Source organism: Helicobacter labacensis (assembly GCF_003660285.1).
Classification (GTDB): Bacteria; Campylobacterota; Campylobacteria; order Campylobacterales; family Helicobacteraceae; genus Helicobacter; species Helicobacter labacensis.
This window is the reverse complement of sequence record NZ_QXQQ01000015.1, coordinates 21,361-37,660: the sequence shown is the minus strand read 5'-3', so window position 1 is coordinate 37,660 and position 16,300 is coordinate 21,361. Positions and strand designations below refer to the sequence as shown.

14 protein-coding genes are annotated in these 16,300 nt (G+C 47.2%); 10 read left to right on the top strand and 4 right to left on the bottom strand.

The genetic code is table 11. The features are described 5' to 3' along the window. The first annotated feature begins 279 nt into the window (after nt 1–279). Genes EAO33_RS05730 through EAO33_RS05705 form a run of 6 tightly spaced genes read left to right on the top strand, consistent with a single transcriptional unit; the run spans nt 280 to nt 5,203 of the window. Complete coding sequence (locus EAO33_RS05730) at nt 280–495, top strand: SPOR domain-containing protein (RefSeq protein WP_235853087.1); 216 nt, start codon at nt 280–282, stop codon at nt 493–495. A 47-nt stretch (nt 496–542) separates the two neighbouring features. Next, entirely contained in the window at nt 543–917 is a 375-nt protein-coding gene (locus tag EAO33_RS05725; RefSeq protein ID WP_120945818.1) for a RidA family protein, read from the top strand. Between the two features lie 9 nt (nt 918–926). After that, complete coding sequence (locus EAO33_RS05720; protein ID WP_120945816.1) at nt 927–2,168, top strand: NAD(P)/FAD-dependent oxidoreductase; 1,242 nt, start codon at nt 927–929, stop codon at nt 2,166–2,168. After that, nucleotides 2,165–3,520: an alanine/glycine:cation symporter family protein gene (locus EAO33_RS05715; RefSeq protein ID WP_120945814.1), complete on the top strand. Its 1,356-nt coding sequence runs from the start codon at nt 2,165–2,167 to the stop codon at nt 3,518–3,520. The genes EAO33_RS05720 and EAO33_RS05715 overlap by 4 nt, the downstream gene beginning before the upstream one ends. Further along, a complete protein-coding gene (alr, locus tag EAO33_RS05710; RefSeq protein ID WP_120945812.1) occupies nt 3,501–4,637 on the top strand; it encodes an alanine racemase in 1,137 nt (378 codons plus the stop codon). The genes EAO33_RS05715 and alr overlap by 20 nt, the downstream gene beginning before the upstream one ends. 14 nt (nt 4,638–4,651) lie before the next feature. Then, complete coding sequence (locus tag EAO33_RS05705) at nt 4,652–5,203, top strand: hypothetical protein (protein ID WP_120945810.1); 552 nt, start codon at nt 4,652–4,654, stop codon at nt 5,201–5,203. A 107-nt stretch (nt 5,204–5,310) separates the two neighbouring features. On the opposite strand, the gene EAO33_RS05700 is transcribed toward EAO33_RS05705, so the two are convergent. Then, complete coding sequence (locus EAO33_RS05700; protein WP_120945808.1) at nt 5,311–5,706, bottom strand: DUF1104 domain-containing protein; 396 nt, start codon at nt 5,704–5,706, stop codon at nt 5,311–5,313. 114 nt (nt 5,707–5,820) lie between these two features. Here EAO33_RS05700 and EAO33_RS09475 point away from each other — a divergent pair, with 114 nt between their 5' ends. From EAO33_RS09475 to speA, 4 genes are all read left to right on the top strand, one after another. Then, nucleotides 5,821–6,420 carry a hypothetical protein gene (locus EAO33_RS09475; protein ID WP_235853086.1) on the top strand — a complete coding sequence of 200 codons (600 nt, stop codon included), beginning with the start codon at nt 5,821–5,823 and terminating at the stop codon, nt 6,418–6,420. Between the two features lie 37 nt (nt 6,421–6,457). After that, nucleotides 6,458–6,961: a BspA family leucine-rich repeat surface protein gene (locus EAO33_RS09470; RefSeq protein ID WP_235853085.1), complete on the top strand. Its 504-nt coding sequence runs from the start codon at nt 6,458–6,460 to the stop codon at nt 6,959–6,961. Between the two features lie 71 nt (nt 6,962–7,032). Further along, nucleotides 7,033–10,266 carry a carbamoyl-phosphate synthase large subunit gene (carB, locus tag EAO33_RS05690; RefSeq protein ID WP_407920468.1) on the top strand — a complete coding sequence of 1,078 codons (3,234 nt, stop codon included), beginning with the start codon at nt 7,033–7,035 and terminating at the stop codon, nt 10,264–10,266. Between the two features lie 69 nt (nt 10,267–10,335). Continuing rightward, the gene (gene speA / locus EAO33_RS05685) at nt 10,336–12,204 is read left to right on the top strand and encodes an arginine decarboxylase (RefSeq protein WP_120945804.1); all 1,869 of its coding nucleotides are present in this window, start codon (nt 10,336–10,338) and stop codon (nt 12,202–12,204) included. On the opposite strand, the gene EAO33_RS05680 is transcribed toward speA, so the two are convergent. From EAO33_RS05680 to EAO33_RS05670, 3 genes are read right to left on the bottom strand one after another with little or no spacing between them, the layout of a single operon-like run. Beyond that, nucleotides 12,201–14,594 carry a heavy metal translocating P-type ATPase gene (locus EAO33_RS05680; RefSeq protein WP_120945802.1) on the bottom strand — a complete coding sequence of 798 codons (2,394 nt, stop codon included), beginning with the start codon at nt 14,592–14,594 and terminating at the stop codon, nt 12,201–12,203. The two genes, speA and EAO33_RS05680, sit on opposite strands and share 4 nt — an antisense overlap. Beyond that, on the bottom strand, nt 14,587–15,297 hold the full coding sequence (locus EAO33_RS05675; RefSeq protein WP_205589515.1) for a tRNA1(Val) (adenine(37)-N6)-methyltransferase: 711 nt from the start codon (nt 15,295–15,297) through the stop codon (nt 14,587–14,589). The genes EAO33_RS05680 and EAO33_RS05675 overlap by 8 nt, the downstream gene beginning before the upstream one ends. Continuing rightward, complete coding sequence (locus tag EAO33_RS05670; RefSeq protein ID WP_235853084.1) at nt 15,267–16,298, bottom strand: bifunctional diaminohydroxyphosphoribosylaminopyrimidine deaminase/5-amino-6-(5-phosphoribosylamino)uracil reductase; 1,032 nt, start codon at nt 16,296–16,298, stop codon at nt 15,267–15,269. Before EAO33_RS05670 ends, EAO33_RS05675 begins: the two co-directional genes overlap by 31 nt. Between the last annotated feature and the right edge of the window lie 2 nt (nt 16,299–16,300).

The following is a 16,300-nucleotide window of genomic DNA, read 5'->3' as shown; positions in this document are numbered from 1 at the left end:
TGAAAAACATGAAAAATTAGCGCACAAGAATATAGAGAAAAAAAAGCCCCCCCCAAAGTGGTGGAGCACAAAAAGAGCACTCCTAAGGTGGTAGAGCACAAGATAGAGTCTAAAAAAGGTGGCAGAAAAAACCTAAGGAAGCCCCTAAAGTCGCCAAGAGTGAGCTAAAAACTCCCCCCCACCCCCCCAACCAAGCCCCAGCCCCACACAACAGAAGAAATCCCCTTTGATCATGTCAAGGGAGAAAAACCAAACGCCCCCAAGGCGCAAGTGCAGGGCGTGCCTAAAGGATTTTACTTGCAGGTGGGCGTGTTTAGCAAAACACCAAATCCTAAGTTTATGGAAGCCTTCATGAAATACCCCCACCAGATACAAAGCGTCAATGGGCAAAAACGCTACTTAATTGGACCCTATAACACAAGAGAACAAGCTGATGCCAAATTGGAAGAAGTGAGCCATAATGTCGCCAAGCCCGTGCATGTAGAGATCAAATAGCCGTCTAGATTTGCTATAATGGGGCTTTTTATTTTCAAGGAGCACACATGAAGATCGAAATTTGCACCCAGAACGCCCCTAAGGCGATTGGTCCCTACTCCCAAGCGGTTGTAAGCCACAACTTAGTCTTTATCTCCGGGCAATTAGGTATCGATCCTAAAAGTGGGGAGTTTACAGGGGGGATCAAAGAGCAGACTAAGCAGGCGATGGAGAACATGCGCGCCATTCTTAAAGAAGCCGGCTTAGATTTTAGCGCGGTGGTCAAAACCACGATTTTGCTCAAAAACCTAGAGGATTTTGCGCTAGTGAATGAAATTTATGGGGGCTATTTTAAAGAGCCCTACCCAGCGCGTGCCACTTTCCAAGTGGCTAAACTCCCCAAAGATGGCTTAGTGGAAATAGAAGCCATCGCCCAAAAATAGGGAGAGGGCATGCAAAAAGATGTCGTGGTGGTGGGTGGTGGCATTGTAGGTTTGAGCTGTGCTTACGCCCTGCATCACGCCGGGCGTGAAGTTACTCTCATCGAACAGACAGATGGGAGTGATGGGACCTCCTTTGGCAATGCGGGTCTGCTCTCTGCTTTTAAAAAAGCCCCTCTGTCTAACCCGGGCGTGGTGTGCGACACACTCAAGCTTATGCTCAAAGGACAAGCCCCTTTGAATATCCACTGGGGACTCAATCCCCAACTCTACAAATGGCTATGGAAATTTGTCAGGAGTGCCAACGCAAAATCTCTCAAGCGCACTTTAGCTCTGTTTGAACGCTATGGCACAATGAGTTTGGAAATCTACCATGAAATGTTAGACAAGGGCATGGACTTTTGGTTTAAGCAAGATGGGTTGTTGATGATCTACACGCTCAAAGAGAACTTCGAGAAAAAGATCAAAGCCTGCGCGCATTACGATCCTAACACCTATGAAATCTTTGATCCTAGAGCTACGCTAGACTACATGCCCATAGCGCGCGAAGAAAACATCTGTGGGAGTGTGTTATTAAAAGAAAACGCCCATGTGGACGCTAGGGAAGTGATGGAGAGTTTACAGGGGTATTTACAAAATGCCGGGGTGGAGTTTTATTACAACGAAGAAGTGCTAGACTTTGAGTTTAACACCCAAAAGATCAGCGCGATCACCACTAACCACAGGAAGTTTAGTGCCGACACGATTATTTTAGCCACTGGGGCTAGCCCTTATTTGCTCAAAAAAACCCATAATGATTTTTTGATGATGGGAGCTAAAGGTTATAGTCTGACTTTTGAAATGCCCGAAGAGCTCAAACCTAAAACTTCCTCTCTGTTTGCCGACATTTTTTTAGCCATGACCCCGCGCCGCCACAGCGTGCGCATCACTTCCAAACTTGAGCTCAATACGAACGATCCCGGAGTTGTGCGCGCCCAAATTGACAATATTAAGAAAAATTTCACCACCTTTACGCGCCCTTTTGAGATGCAAAATGTCCAAGAATGGAGCGGGTTTAGACCTCTTACTCCCAATGACATCCCCTATTTGGGTTATGATGCGCACTATAGCAACTTGATTCACGCCACGGGCTTAGGCTGGCTGGGGATGACCTTTGCTCCAGCGGTGGGCAAGATCATCGCGGAATTGATCGCTTGTGGTTGCAATGAAAAGAGCGCGGATATTATGCTCTTTTCAGCCTTTTTTAGAGAATGAATACCCTCAATTCCATTTTAGAAATTATCAGAGAGTGGGTGTGGGGCTTACCCTTATTAGTCTTGTTGGTGGGCACGGGGCTGTTTTACACCCTTTTGCTCAAGGGGATTCAATTTAGCAAGGCTTTCCATGCCTTCAAAGTGCTTTGCACGCGCGACAAACACTCCCATGGCGACATTTCACAATTCTCCTCTTTGATGCTCTCCATTGGGGCGACCGTGGGGATTGGGAGCATTATTGGGGTGTCTGTAGCGATCGTGATGGGAGGGGCGGGGAGTATTTTTTGGATGTGGGTTACGGGCATTGTGGGGATGGCGACCAAATACGCTGAGGGGGTGCTCTCTTTAAAATACCGTGAAGTGGGCAAATTTGGTTACAAGGGCGGTCCGATGTATTACATCAAAAACGGGTTACACATGCCCAAGCTCGCCTTTGTCTTTGCCCTATTCACTTTGATCGCCTCCTTTGGGATTGGGAGCATGACTCAGGCAAACGCTGTTTCTTCTATTCTATTACACCACGCCTCTATGCCCACTTGGCTCTCAGGCGTGCTCATCACCTTTATTACGGGTCTAATCTTAATGGGGGGGATCAAATCTATCAGCAAGTTTAGCGATTATTTCGCGCCTTTCATGGTGCTCTTGTATGTGCTCACCACTTGCTATATCGTGCTCACCCACCCTAGCGCGGCTTTAGACGCTTTGCAACTCATCCTCGCCCAAGCCTTCCACCCCCAACCGCTCTTAGGGGGCGTGGCTGGAGGGGTGAGTTTATTGAGCATTATCCAAATCGGGGTTTCTAAAGGACTTTTCTCTAATGAGGCGGGTATGGGGAGTGCGGCTATTGTGGCAGCTGCCTCTAAGAGCGCGCACCCGGTCAAACAAGCCTTAATCACCATGTTACAACCCTTGATCATCACCATGGTCGTTTGCACTTCCACCGCGCTATTGGTGCTCATGACCCCAGTTTATCACCAACTCCATGACGCGAATTTACTTACCTATGAGAGTGTGCGTTATTTTTACCCTAATGGGGGCTGGATTGTCTTTGCCTCTATTATTTTCTTTGCCTATTCTACCATTGTGGGCTGGGCTTATTATGGAGAACGCAGTGTGGAATTCACCTTTGGGGCTAATTACATCATCGCTTACCGCCTGCTTTATTTGGTAGGTATTTTTGTGGGCGCGCTCACCAAGTTAGAATTTGTGTGGAATTTTTCTGACATCGCCAACGCGCTGATGGCGATCCCCAATCTCATCGCTTTGCTCTTACTCCATAAAGTCGTGTTGGCTGAAACCAAGTCTTACTTTAGCGCGTTGCAACAGGGTGTCTATGCAACCCACACGCGCTAGCTATGTGGAGATTGACACCCACGCTCTAGCGCATAATTTCCAAGTCATGCGCGCATTGTTAGGGAATGAGATAACTATTATGGCGGTGGTGAAAGCGAACGCCTATGGGGTGGGGGTGTTGGAAGCTAGCCGTATTTTTATAGAGCAGGGGGCGGGGTATTTGGGGGTGGCTACCTACGATGAAGCCCTAGAATTGCGCGCGCGCTTTGAAAAAGCGCCTATTTTAATTCTAGGTTTCACCCCCAGCCATATGGCACAAGGACTCATCCAAGCCAATATCACCCAAACCCTCTTTTGTGAAAAGCAGGCACGCTATTTCTCTGAGGTCGCATGCCAATTAGGGCGCAAATTCAAGGTGCATATCAAAGTGGATACGGGCATGAGTCGCTTGGGCTTTTTCCCCACTCAGCAAAGCGCGCTTGTAATCGCCAAGATCGCCCAGCTTAAAGGGTTAGAACTAGAGGGCATTTTCACCCACCACAGCAATGCGGACGCGCTCTATAAAACTTACGCCCATGAGCAAGCCACGCGCTTTGTAGAATTTATAGATCAACTCAAAGGCATGGGATTAGAATTTAAATACCAGCACATGGCTAATAGCGCGTGCGCACTGAGCATGCCCAGCTATGGCATGAATTTAGCCCGCGTGGGCTTGGCTCTCTATGGTTTGCACCCCTCCATATACACCCAAGATGCCCTAGAGAAAAAGGGATTTTCTCTGCGCCATGTCCTCACCCTCAAAGCCCAGATTGTGAGCTTGAAAGACATTCCAGCGGGCAGACTGGTGGGCTATGGAGAGGATTACTATTGCATGAAAAATACCCGCGTAGGGGTTTTACCCTTAGGCTATGGGGATGGTTTTTCTAAAATTTTGGGCAACAAGGCTTGGGGGCTCTTGCATGGGCAAAAAGTGCCCATCATCGGGGGGGTGTGCATGGATCAATGCTTTATCAATGTGGGCGATATAAAAGCCCAAGAGGGCGATGAGGTGATTCTCTTGGGCGAGCCTGCAAGTGGGGCAATGGGAGCAGGAGACATCGCTAAAATCTTAGGCATTATCAATTATGAAGCTATTACCATGCTCACTAAACGCCTCCCGCGCGTGTATTTAGCTTGAAAGCAATAAAAATCATGTGCGCTAACCCCTTGCATGCCATCACCACGAGTATGCTATTTTTGCTTCTCTCTGCTATCAATGGTCTTGCCATTGTGCAATCACCCAAAGTCAAACTCATGTTTGGGGATATTCTCACGCCTCTTTGGATTTGGTATTATGGGCATGTAGCTAGTCTAATCTTAGGGAGTTGGCCTAAAAAACCCCTTGCAATAGGGGTGGCTTGGGCTCTTGTGATCCTCTCCTTGTTTCTCTTTAGAGTTTACGGCTATACGCATATCTATGACTTCAAGGTCTATTTACCGCCCCTAGTGATCACGACACTATGGGCATGTTTTTGTGTGAGATGGACGCATTTGATGTTGGGAATCTTTCTAGTGTTATATGTGATCTTTGTGCTCTACATTGACCCTAACAATATCCGCAATCCCCAAATCATAGTGGTGTTTTTCTATCTATGCCTATGGTATGGCTTTTGGTTTTGGGCTCTGCGCTATTTGCCTCTAGCTCTCGTACTGGTTTTTGCCTCATTGGGGCTTGTTTTCTTGGCATCATCTTTAGCTATGTAAGATGGAGTTACTAATGTCTCTTTCACCCAGTCAAGAATAAGGTTAGGCACGCCAAGTCCAACTTCTTAGAAGTTTACGCACACCCATCACTCTTTAAACAGGACATGCTAATGAGAGCTCTTAAGCGCACACCAAACACGGCGTTCTTTGCCCTTGCAGATGTCAATATTCAAACCCATCGCCTCAAGCTCTTTGGAGCTGTGTTTCTTTTTAGCCTTAGCTAGATAGCCACGCACCTGCTCGCGCATGTGGGAGAATTCTCTCCAACTCATCTTTTTTAAATTTGTTTGTGCGCTCTGAGCAAAAGCCTTTTTAAACTCTTTTTTGTGCTCCTCATCAAGTGCTCTCAAGCGTTTCACCACTTCCATGCGGTAGTTAAGAGCCTGACTAGCTGGCAGAGTGCCCGCGATTTTAAGCAACTCCTCATCGCTCAACTTAGCAAAATCCTGTCCCCAAGCCAGCCCCACAGCCAAGAAAGCTAATATTAAAGTGCGTTTATGCATGCCCATCCTCTCAAATGTATTACCCTGAGTATTGTAACATGGATTGCTGATGTTTTCTGAGCAGTGAGCCCGTTTGTGATATAATAGTGTCTTATTCTATTTGGGAGAATTGCCATGCAACAAGTCTTAGAAAAGTTAGAACAAGAGATCAAAACCACTAAGCGCGCATGCCGTTTGGCTAAAAGTGTGCTAGAGGAGGGCTTAGACATTCAAGCCGAAGTTACAGAGTTGCACGCCAAATTTAGCGCGTTGTTAGAAGCGATCGCTCATTTTAGCCAAGCCCTAGATGAGCATTACGCTAGCTTAGAGGACGACTCCACCCTAGAGCAAGCTCTCATCCAACTCAAACGCATTAGAGCTAAATTAAGCACCCCTTTAGCCAGCCTAGAGCAAGCCAGCAGTGCAAAAGAGGCGTTAGACTCTCTAGCCCCCTTAGAGCAAAATATCTTAGATATAGAGGGCGTGCTAGCCGCTCTTAAAGATCACCCCGCCTTAAATACCCCCACTAGCCCCAAAGCCCCACCAAAAATGGCTAAAAAATACCACCCCCAAAGCAAGGAGGAGCTTAAAAAATTAGTCGCCGATGAGAGCGTGCATTTAGGCGAGATTGACATTAGCAAGATTACGGATTTAAGTTTTGTGTTTTCTAACTACTCTGGGGGGGGGGGGGGGGCGGACTTGCACCCTTTGAACGCCAAAATTTTGAAGGCTTAGAAAGCTGGGACACTTCACATGTAACGAATATGGGGGGATGTTTTTTGATGCCATCTATTTCAACCACGATATTTCTAGCTGGAATGTGTCTAAGGTGAAAAATATGGTGGCTATGTTTAAGTATTGTGAGAGTTTTAATCAACCCTTGAATAGTTGGGATGTGTCCAGTGTAGAAGATATGTGGAACATGTTTAGTAATTGCAAAAACTTCAACCAACCCCTAAATAATTGGGATGTCTCCAGTGTTAAAGGCATGCATGGCATGTTTAATGGCTGTGAGCGTTTTAACCAACCCTTGAACGACTGGGACACTTCTAGCGTGGAAAACATGCGTTGGATGTTTAGGGATTGCTCGAACTTCAACCAGCCTTTAGATAATTGGGACACTTCTAGCGTAACAGACATGGGACAAATGTTTAGCGGTTGTAGCCGTTTTAACCAAAATATCGATTGCTGGAAAATCTCTAAGGTGAGAGAGGCATATTCTATGTTTGATAAATGTGATAGCCTAGCTAGACGCCCCCGCTGGTATCCGGACTAACTCACTTTGGCATGCTCTCTAGTTTAGGGGGCTAGCCAAAATCCCTAAAACCCTATGCTAGTTTTGCTATAATCCCCTCCATGCAAAACTTTAAGAAAATTTTACTCATTGGTTCGGGTCCCATTGTCATTGGGCAGGCGTGCGAGTTTGACTACTCTTCTAGCATTGCCCTTAAAACGCTTAAAAGCCTAGGCTATGAAGTGGTGTTGTTAAACTCAAATCCTATCACCATTAACACCGATAAAGCCCTCGCCTATAAAACCTATATCGAGCCCATCAATACGGCAAATGTGCTTAAAATTATCCAGCAAGAGGGCATAGAGGCGATTTTACCCACCATGGGCGGGCAGACGGCGTTAAACATCATGGTGGAGTTACACCAACAGGGGCATTTTGAGGGCGCGCTTAAGAATGTCAAACTCTTAGGGGCTAAGATTGAGAGCATTTTAAAGGCAGAGGATCGGCGGGCGTTTAAAGAGTGCATGCTAGGCATTGGACTAGATTTACCCAAAGGAGGGTATGCCTACAGCGAGGAGGAGGCGTTAGGCGTGGTTAAAGAGGTGGGCTTTCCTTGTATTATTCGCTCAAGTTTTACGCTGGGGGGGGAGGGGAGCTCTGTCGCTTTTAACATTGAAGAGTTTAGGGACTTAGCCAAATTTGCCCTAGAAGCCTCGCCCATTAGCGAAATTTTGATTGAGGAGAGTTTGTTAGGCTGTAAAGAATTTGAAATGGAGGTAGTACGCGATTGTAAGGATAATTGCGTGATCGTGTGCTGTATTGAAAATGTCGATCCGATGGGCATACACACCGGGGACAGCATCACCATAGCCCCCGCGCTCACACTCACCGATAAAGAATACCAGCGCATGCGGGACGCTAGCTTTGCGGTTTTGCGGGCGGTGGGCGTAGATACGGGAGGGGCGAATGTGCAATTTGCCATTAAAGATAGGCGCTTATTGGTGATTGAAATGAATCCACGGGTGAGTAGAAGCTCGGCATTAGCTAGCAAGGCGACCCTTTTCCCTATTGCTAAAGTCGCCACGCTTTTAGCTCTAGGGCACACCCTAGAGGAGATACAAAATGACATCACCCAAAGCACCACTTGCTTTGAACCCACGCTAGATTACATCATCACCAAGATTCCGCATTTTGACTTTGAGAAATTCCCCCAAGTGGATACCACGCTAGGCACTTCTATGAAGAGCATTGGGGAGGTGATGGGCATTGGGGGGAGCTTTAAAGAGAGCTTGATGAAAGCCCTAGAGAGCGATTATCTCTTAAAAAATCTATACGCCTTTTTAGAAAGCCCGCTAGATTTGGAGTTTTTGAAAAAAGAACTACGCCGCCCTAACCCCAAACGCTTACTTTATGCCATGCACGCTTTTAGCGATGGTTTAAGCGTGGATGAGGTGCATGATCTAAGCTATATTGACCCTTATTTTTTAAATGAGATTAGCGAAATCGTGCAAGCCTTATTAGAGTTAAAAGAGGCTGACAAACAAGCTCTATTAAGCGACAAACAAGCTCTATTTAAACTCAAAAGCATGGGTTTAAGCGACGCGTTGATTGCTAGTTTCTTAGGTATCGCTGAATTAGAGGTGCGCCAAGCTAGAGAGGCACTAGACTTGCACCCTAAAATGTACCAAGTGGATTTGAGCGCGAACGAATTTAAAAGCCCCACGCCTTATTTGTATTCTACCTATGCGCCCCCCTTTCCCACCGCGCACAACCCCCCCAAATCCACCCGCCAAAAGGTCATTTTAATCGGCTCAAGTGCGAATAAAATCGGGGTGGGGATGGAGTTTGACTACGCGCTCACGCATGCCAGCCTTGCGCTTAAAAAAATGGGACTAAGCCCAATTATTATCAACAACAACCCAGAAACCATTAGCACCGATCACGACACCAGCGACACGCTTTACTTTGAGCCCATCACTTTAGAACATGTGCTAGAGATTGTGGCACGCGAGAGGGATCAACTACTGGGCGTGGTGGTGGGCTTTGGGGGGCAAACCCCGCTTAAAATTGCCAAAGACTTAGAAGCCCTCAATATCCCCTTGTTAGGCACCGCCTTTAAAAACATTGAGATCGCCGAAGAGCGCGATTTATGCCATAAATTACTCGATAGCCTCAACATCGCCTACCCCAAAGGGCTATGCGCCAACTCCAAAACCCAAGCCCTAGAGTATTTAGAAAGGCTAGATTTGCCCTTGATCTTGCGCCCTAGTTTTGTGCTGGGCGGGGCGAAAATGCGCATTTTACGCAGCAAAGAGGAGTGTTTGGACTACATAGAAAATTACAATTTTGAAACCAGCCTTTTAATGGATGCGTTTTTAGAGGATGCTTTAGAGCTCGATGTGGATGCCATTTGCGATCAAACAAGCGTGTTTGTGTGCTCTGTGCTAGAGCACATCGAACCGGCCGGGATTCACTCCGGCGATAGCACTTGCTTTATCCCCCCTGCTTTAAGCCCTGAGCTCTTAGAGGAGGTCTATAGCCAGAGTCAGAAAATTGCTTTGGGTTTGCAGGTGTTAGGGCTTGTTAATATCCAATTTGCCTATAAAAATAACCAGCTCTTTGTGCTAGAAATCAACCCTAGATGCTCGCGCACCGTCCCCTTTGTCTCTAAAGCTTTGGGGTTAGACCTTGCGGCGATGGCTATAAGCGTGATGGTAGGGCAACGCCTAGAGGACTTTAAGGGGCTAGAAAATAAAGGCGGGGGGTTGTTCTTAGCCAAGCCCTTGCATTATGTCTTTGTCAAAGAAAGCGTCTTTCCCTTTAATAAACTTTACGGGGCGGATTTGGTGCTAGGACCTGAGATGAAAAGCACGGGCGAGGTGGCGGGGGTGGGCTACACTCTTGCTGAAGCCTTTTATAAGTCCCAACTAGCCTGCAACAACCCGATCAGGCACAGCGGGCATGTCTTTGTCTCCTTGAAAGACACCGACAAACAGCGCGCCATGCCCTTAATGCGCGCTTTTGTGAGCCTTGGCTTTAAGCTTTATGCGACCACGGGCACCCATAAGGCTTTATTAGCTGAGGGGCTAGAGAGCGTGCAGGTGCTTAAAATCTCTGAGGGGCGGCCTAATATCTCCGATTTCATGCTCAACCAGCAGATTGACATGGCGATCAATACCAGCGACCGGGTGAGCGAAGATTCTAAAATCATCCGCATGCAGGTGCTCAAAAATAAAATCTCTTACTTCACCACGCTTAAAGCCGTAGAAAAGGTGCTTTTAAGCCTGCTAGAATACTCCAAATTCAGCCACAACCCCCCGGTGAGTTTGCAGGAGTTGCAACAATGACTTACATCTGGCATGATAGGAGTAAAGATTAGGCATTTTTGCTATACTGCACCCTTTTAAGGGGTGTGCATGCAAACTTATGGCTTAGATTATTGGGGCAAAGAGGATTTTCTCATTGAGGGGGGTTTGGTTAAAATCAATGCCGGGTGCAAGCCTAGCTTATTAGACATCGTGCTAGACATGCGCGAGCAAGGTTTTAAAGGACCTTTGCTTTTGCGTCTCCCACATCTGATTGGCAAACAGGTTGAAAAGCTTTTTAACATGTTTTCACAAGCGATTAAGCAATATAACTACAGCGGGGCTTTTAAGGCAGTCTTTCCCCTCAAGGTCAATCACATGCCCCATTTTGTGTTGCCTTTAGTGGAGATTTCTAAGCAATTTAATGGGTGTTATGGCTTAGAGGCAGGGAGCAAGGCAGAGCTCATTTTAGCGATGAGCTATATTCAAGAGGGCGCGCCTATTACAGTCAATGGCTTTAAAGATAAAGAAATGATTGAGCTAGGTTTTATCGCTGCGAGCATGGGGGCTGACATCACTTTGACCATTGAGGGACTCAATGAGCTTAAGACCATCTTAGAGGTGGCGCGCGCGCGTGGGATTAGCAGTAGCAAACTCTGCCCTAAAATTGGCATTCGCGTGCGCTTGCACAGCTCAGGGGTGGGAATGTGGGCTAAGAGCACAGGCATTCATGCCAAATTTGGACTAGCTAGCACCGAGCTATTAGAAGCGATGCGCCTTTTAGAAGATCACGCCCTCACCGCACAGCTACGCATGATTCACTTTCATATTGGTAGCCAAATTAGCGACATCACTCCGCTAAAAAAAGCCCTTAAAGAAGCGGGTAATATTTATGCCGAATTGCGCAAAATGGGAGCGTTTAATTTAGATAGCGTGAATATTGGGGGGGGGTTAGCTATTGAATACGCCCAGCACAAACACCAATGCGAGCGCAATTACACCTTAGAAGAATTTGCCGGGGATGTGGTGTTTTTACTTAAAGAAATTGTCAAACACAAACAAGAGTTAGAACCTAATATTTTTATTGAATCGGGGCGTTTTATTAGTGCCACGCATGCCGTCTTAGTCGCCCCCGTGCTTGAACTCTTTTCTCAAGATTATGATGAAAGTATTTTACACCTCAAAGAGCACAACCCTCCCCTAGTAGCAGAGATGGAGGACCTCTATCATAATATCAACGCTAAAAATGCCATTGAATATTTGCATGACAGCCTAGAGCATATGGAATCGCTTTTTACCCTCTTTGATTTGGGTTATATTGATCTGCAAGATCGCAGTAATGCGGAGGTGCTAGGGCATCTCATTATCAAAAAAGCCATTGGGTTTTTGAGCCATAAAGATCACAACGACATCATTAAAATCCAAGAGCAGGTGCAAGAACGCTATTTGCTCAATTGCTCTTTTTTTCAGAGTTTGCCCGATTATTGGGGTTTGAAACAGAGTTTTCCTGTGATGCCTCTGCACAAACTAGAGAGCGCGCCTACTAGAAGTGCAAGTTTGTGGGATATTACATGTGATAGCGATGGGGAGATTAGCTTTAATAAAAATAAGCCCCTCTTTTTGCATGATGTGAATGTGCGCGATGAGGAGTATTTTCTAGGCTTTTTTCTAGTGGGGGCTTATCAAGAGGTGCTAGGCATGCGCCATAATCTCTTCACCCACCCTACTGAGTGTTGCGTGTATATCCATGATACAGATAGTCAAGAACCCTACCATATTGAAAATATCATGGAAGCTCAAACCATCTTGGACGCGCTGGAGGATTTGGATTATGACACCAAAGAAATTGAGCGACTTTTAAAGCAAAAGATCGAAGAGAGCGATTTATTAGACTTAGAGGACAAACAAGAGGTATTAGGACGACTCTATGTGATGCTCAGTGAAAATGGCTATTTGCGCACTTTGGCTCTGCAGGATTAAAATTTTCTAAAACTATTCCCCACCACCAATAAAGAACTTAAGCTCATACTCAAAGCGGCTAGAGGGGGATTTACCAATCCACACAGCGCACAAGGGATGAGCAAAGCGTTATAAAGCACGCTAATGAGCAAATTTTGGTGCACGCGTCTATGGGCTTGTTTGGCGATTTTAAAGGCATTAAGCACGCTTGTAAAAGAGGTATTCAACAAGATCACATCGCTATGCAATAAGCTTAGATCATGCCCTTCATACATGCACAAAGACACCTGACTTTGAGCCAAAGCGGGCGCGTCATTCATCCCATCGCCTACCATTGCCACGATTTCCCCGCGTGCTAACGCGCTTTGGATATGTTCTAGCTTTTGCGCAGGGCTCAAGGGGGCGTGGCAGGGGATATTAAGTGTTTTGGCGATATGGTGCGCCTGCACGCTGGCATCCCCGCTTAAAATTTCTAACTCTAGCCCCATGCTTTGCAAGGCGCGCACACTCTGCAAGCTGTCGGGTTTGAGCGGGGCGTGCAGGCTAAAGAGGGCTTTAAGCTCCCCATCTACGCTATAGGCAAAGTGGCTTTCTTGAGTTTGCTGTGCAATCTCTACCCCTTGTGCGCGCAAGTAATCCACACTCCCCCCTAATAAGACATGCCCATCAATCACCCCCCTTAAGCCCCCCACTTCTTGGCTCAAAGACTCTAAGGGGGTGCTAGCTTGGGGCTCTAAGTGTTGCTCAATCCATGCACGCACTCCCTTAGAGATGGGATGGGGGTTATTTAAGAGCAAGCTCAAAAGCCAATGGGGGTTGTAATCTGCATAAACTTTACAATCTTGCACTTGGAGCGCGGGCGTGGTGAGTGTGCCGGTTTTATCTAAAAACACGCGCGTAACTTTGGCTAAAGTTTCTAAGCTTGCGGCTTGTTTGCATAAAATCCCCTGCTTGAAAGCGCGATTAGTTGCCAACACTAAAGCGATCGGGGTAGCTAGGGCAAAGGCGCAGGGGCAGGCGATGATGAGCACACTCACGCTAACCACTAGCGCGCGCTCCCACACCCCGCCTAAAAAACCCCAACCTAGCAAGCTAGCTAGAGTGATGAGGAGCACGACCTTTGTGAAACGCTGGGCTAGCTTATCTGCGCGCAGTTGAATTTGGGGCTTTTGGGTGAAACTCTTTTGGATGAGGCGCACCATTTGGCTTAAAAAAGATTGTTTAAAGGGGGTATGCACGCGGTAGATAAAACTTGCTCCCACATTGCTATAGCCTGAGAGAATGGGATCATTGGCGTGCAGACTCAAAGGGGCGATCTCTCCATTGACAATTTGACTATTCACTTGCGCGTGCGCGCTCAGTAACACCCCATCTAATGCCACACTCTCCCCACTGAGCACCTCGATGCGATCGCCTATTTGAACCTGCTCAGGAGACACCACGCAGCGTTCTATCTCCCCCCCCTCCCCTTCGCGCAAGAGCACGACTTGCAGATTCAAACTATCCTGCAAACCATCTAGCATAGCATTAGCCCTATGTTTTGCCTTAAGCTCTAAGAATTTAGAAATAAAAACCAGCGTGATAATCATACTCACCGATTCAAAATAGGGCTCTTGGGCGTGAAAGGTAGCGTAGATGGAATAAATATAGGTCGTGAGCGCGCCCAAACTCACACTTAAATCCATGCCAAAAAAGCCATTTTTGAGCCCATAAAACGCCCCTTTTAAAAACCCCGCGCCCGTGATAAAGAGGGTGAGACTGCTTAAAATCCATGAGGCGATATTGAGTTTAAAACGCATACTTGTATCCATCCCAGAGAAATAGCCTGCGTAGTTAGCAATGGCGATCCACATCACATTCATGGTAGAGAAAATGCCCACCACTAAAGCCACATAGTGGCGGTAATATTGTTTTTTTGCGTCTCTTTCATGCACTTTGGGATCAAAGATACGCGCATGGTAGCCAATCGCCTCAATGGTGTGTAGCACTGTTGAGAGGAGGATGAGCTGGGGGTCAAAACGGACATACGCCCTATGCGTGGTGTAATTGACCTGCACGCTCTCTATCCCCTCTTGTTTTAAGAGCACATGTTCAATGAGCCAAATGCACGCCGCACAATGGATATTTTCTAAAATTAAAGCCACCTCTAACAACCCCCCCTCTAAGGGCGTGCTGAAGGCTTGTAAGAATTGGGGGGTGTCATAATGGGTGTAAATGTCTTGGGGAGTTTGCACAGGCTGGAGAGTTTTATCTCCTAGTTTGTCATAAAAATTCTCCAGCTCTAAAGAATGCAGTAAAAAATACACGCTCTCACAGCCCGCACAGCAAAAATAGAGGTCTTGATTAGGGGCTTTTTTGAGGGCGTGGGGGGGGTAGAGTAATTGGCAATGCGCGCAGGGGATTTTATCCAATTTGCGCCTTAATGCTGTAAGTTTGGGCGCAAGCGTAAATGCTAGCCACCTCCGCAGTTACATCGCGCTGATCTTTGGAGTTGTGCGTGATTAAGGGGGCTTGCACTTCTAGCAAACTTTTAGAACTCTTGCGCGCACAGCAGAGCACTAGAGTGGCTTTTTTATGCGCAAAAGGATGCACAAAGCGCAGACTCACAGGGTTGAGTTTGGCATTTTGCAGGGCAAAAAGTAGGGCATCGCTCAAGCTGGCATGGTAGCAGAGAATAAAGTAGCCTTGAGGTTTTAAAAGGCTATAGACTCTAGCGCACAGCTTATCTAAGGGTAAAAAGCTTTGGTTAGTGGCGCGCGCAATCTGGGGGTTAGGACTTTGGGGGCTGTTTTGAGGGTAATAGGGCGGATTGGAGAGAATGCAATCGTAAGTATCAAGACTGGCTTGTAAAAAGTTAGCACAAATCACGCGTGCGTGGGGGGCGTGTGCGCTGTTTTTTTGAGCACAAAAAGCCAAATTGGGGTCAATTTCTAGCAAGTCTAGGGGATTGCTCCATTCTCTAGCGCACAATAATCCCACTACCCCACAGCCCGCGCCCACATCTAAGAGTTTGGCGTGTTTTTTGATAAAGGGGCGGGCGAAATGGGCTAAAAAGAGGCTATCGCTATTGTAGGCATACCCTTTTAAGGGTTGGTAGAGCCGCAAGAGTGCCATGTGAGCAGGTCGTGGTCTAAGATTTGGGCATGCAAGGGGGTGAAGTGGGCTTGTGCGTGGTGGGGGATGGGCTGGTGGGGTTCTAGGGAGGTGTTGGTATGAGTTAAGAGCATATCAATATGATCTTGCAAACTCTCTAGCAAATGCCACCCCCCTTCGATAATATTAAAGCCAGAATGCAGAGGCAAATCCTGCACGCGGGTGTATAGCTGCACTGCGCGCCCACTCACGCCAAAGAGGGGCAGAGTGCGATCTATAATAGGATTTCTGCTCAAAATCGCCACATCACAGAGGCGGTCTTGATAGAGGGGATTAGCAAAGCGGTGATCAAGCAGGGGGCGATCGGTGCGCGCGCTCTGCCCTGAGATGATGAGAGTATTAGCCACTCCGCGCTGGTTATGGCTGAAAGCTAAACTCTTTGCCCCCGAAATCTTGCCCTGATAATTGCCATCTAGTCTTGTGGCGATTTTAAAAAGATTAAACACTCCTTTGTTAGAGAGGCATTTAAAGGGGGTGAGCAAGTCATAGCAGGCGGGTAAGTCTAGCACCACAACCTCAATCCCGGCTTCTTGTAAGCGTTTTAGTCCGCCCATTGCTTTGGGGTTTTGTTCGCGCGCGCCCACGATAACGCGCTTAGGTTTGAGCACGCACAACAACGCCGCGCAGGGAGGGGTTTTGCCAAAGTGGTCGCAAGGTTCTAGGGTTACTAAAAGGGTGCACTCTTTAAAAAGATCGCTATGATTTTGGGCTAGGAAGTTATAGTTGGCTTGCTTGTCTAGGGGGTCAATGTCCTTAGGAGCGGGGGTAGGACTAAGCGCGTTAAACGCCTCTGCTAGGGCGCGCACTTCGGCATGGGGGGTGTGGGCTTTTGTGTGGGCTTGCAGACTTAAAAGCTGGTAGTTTTGATCTAGCACCATGCACGCCACACTAGGATTGGGCAAAGCTAAGGTTTGCACCTCCCAAGCCTTGCGCGCACAAGCGGCCATCAGGATCGCAAACAATC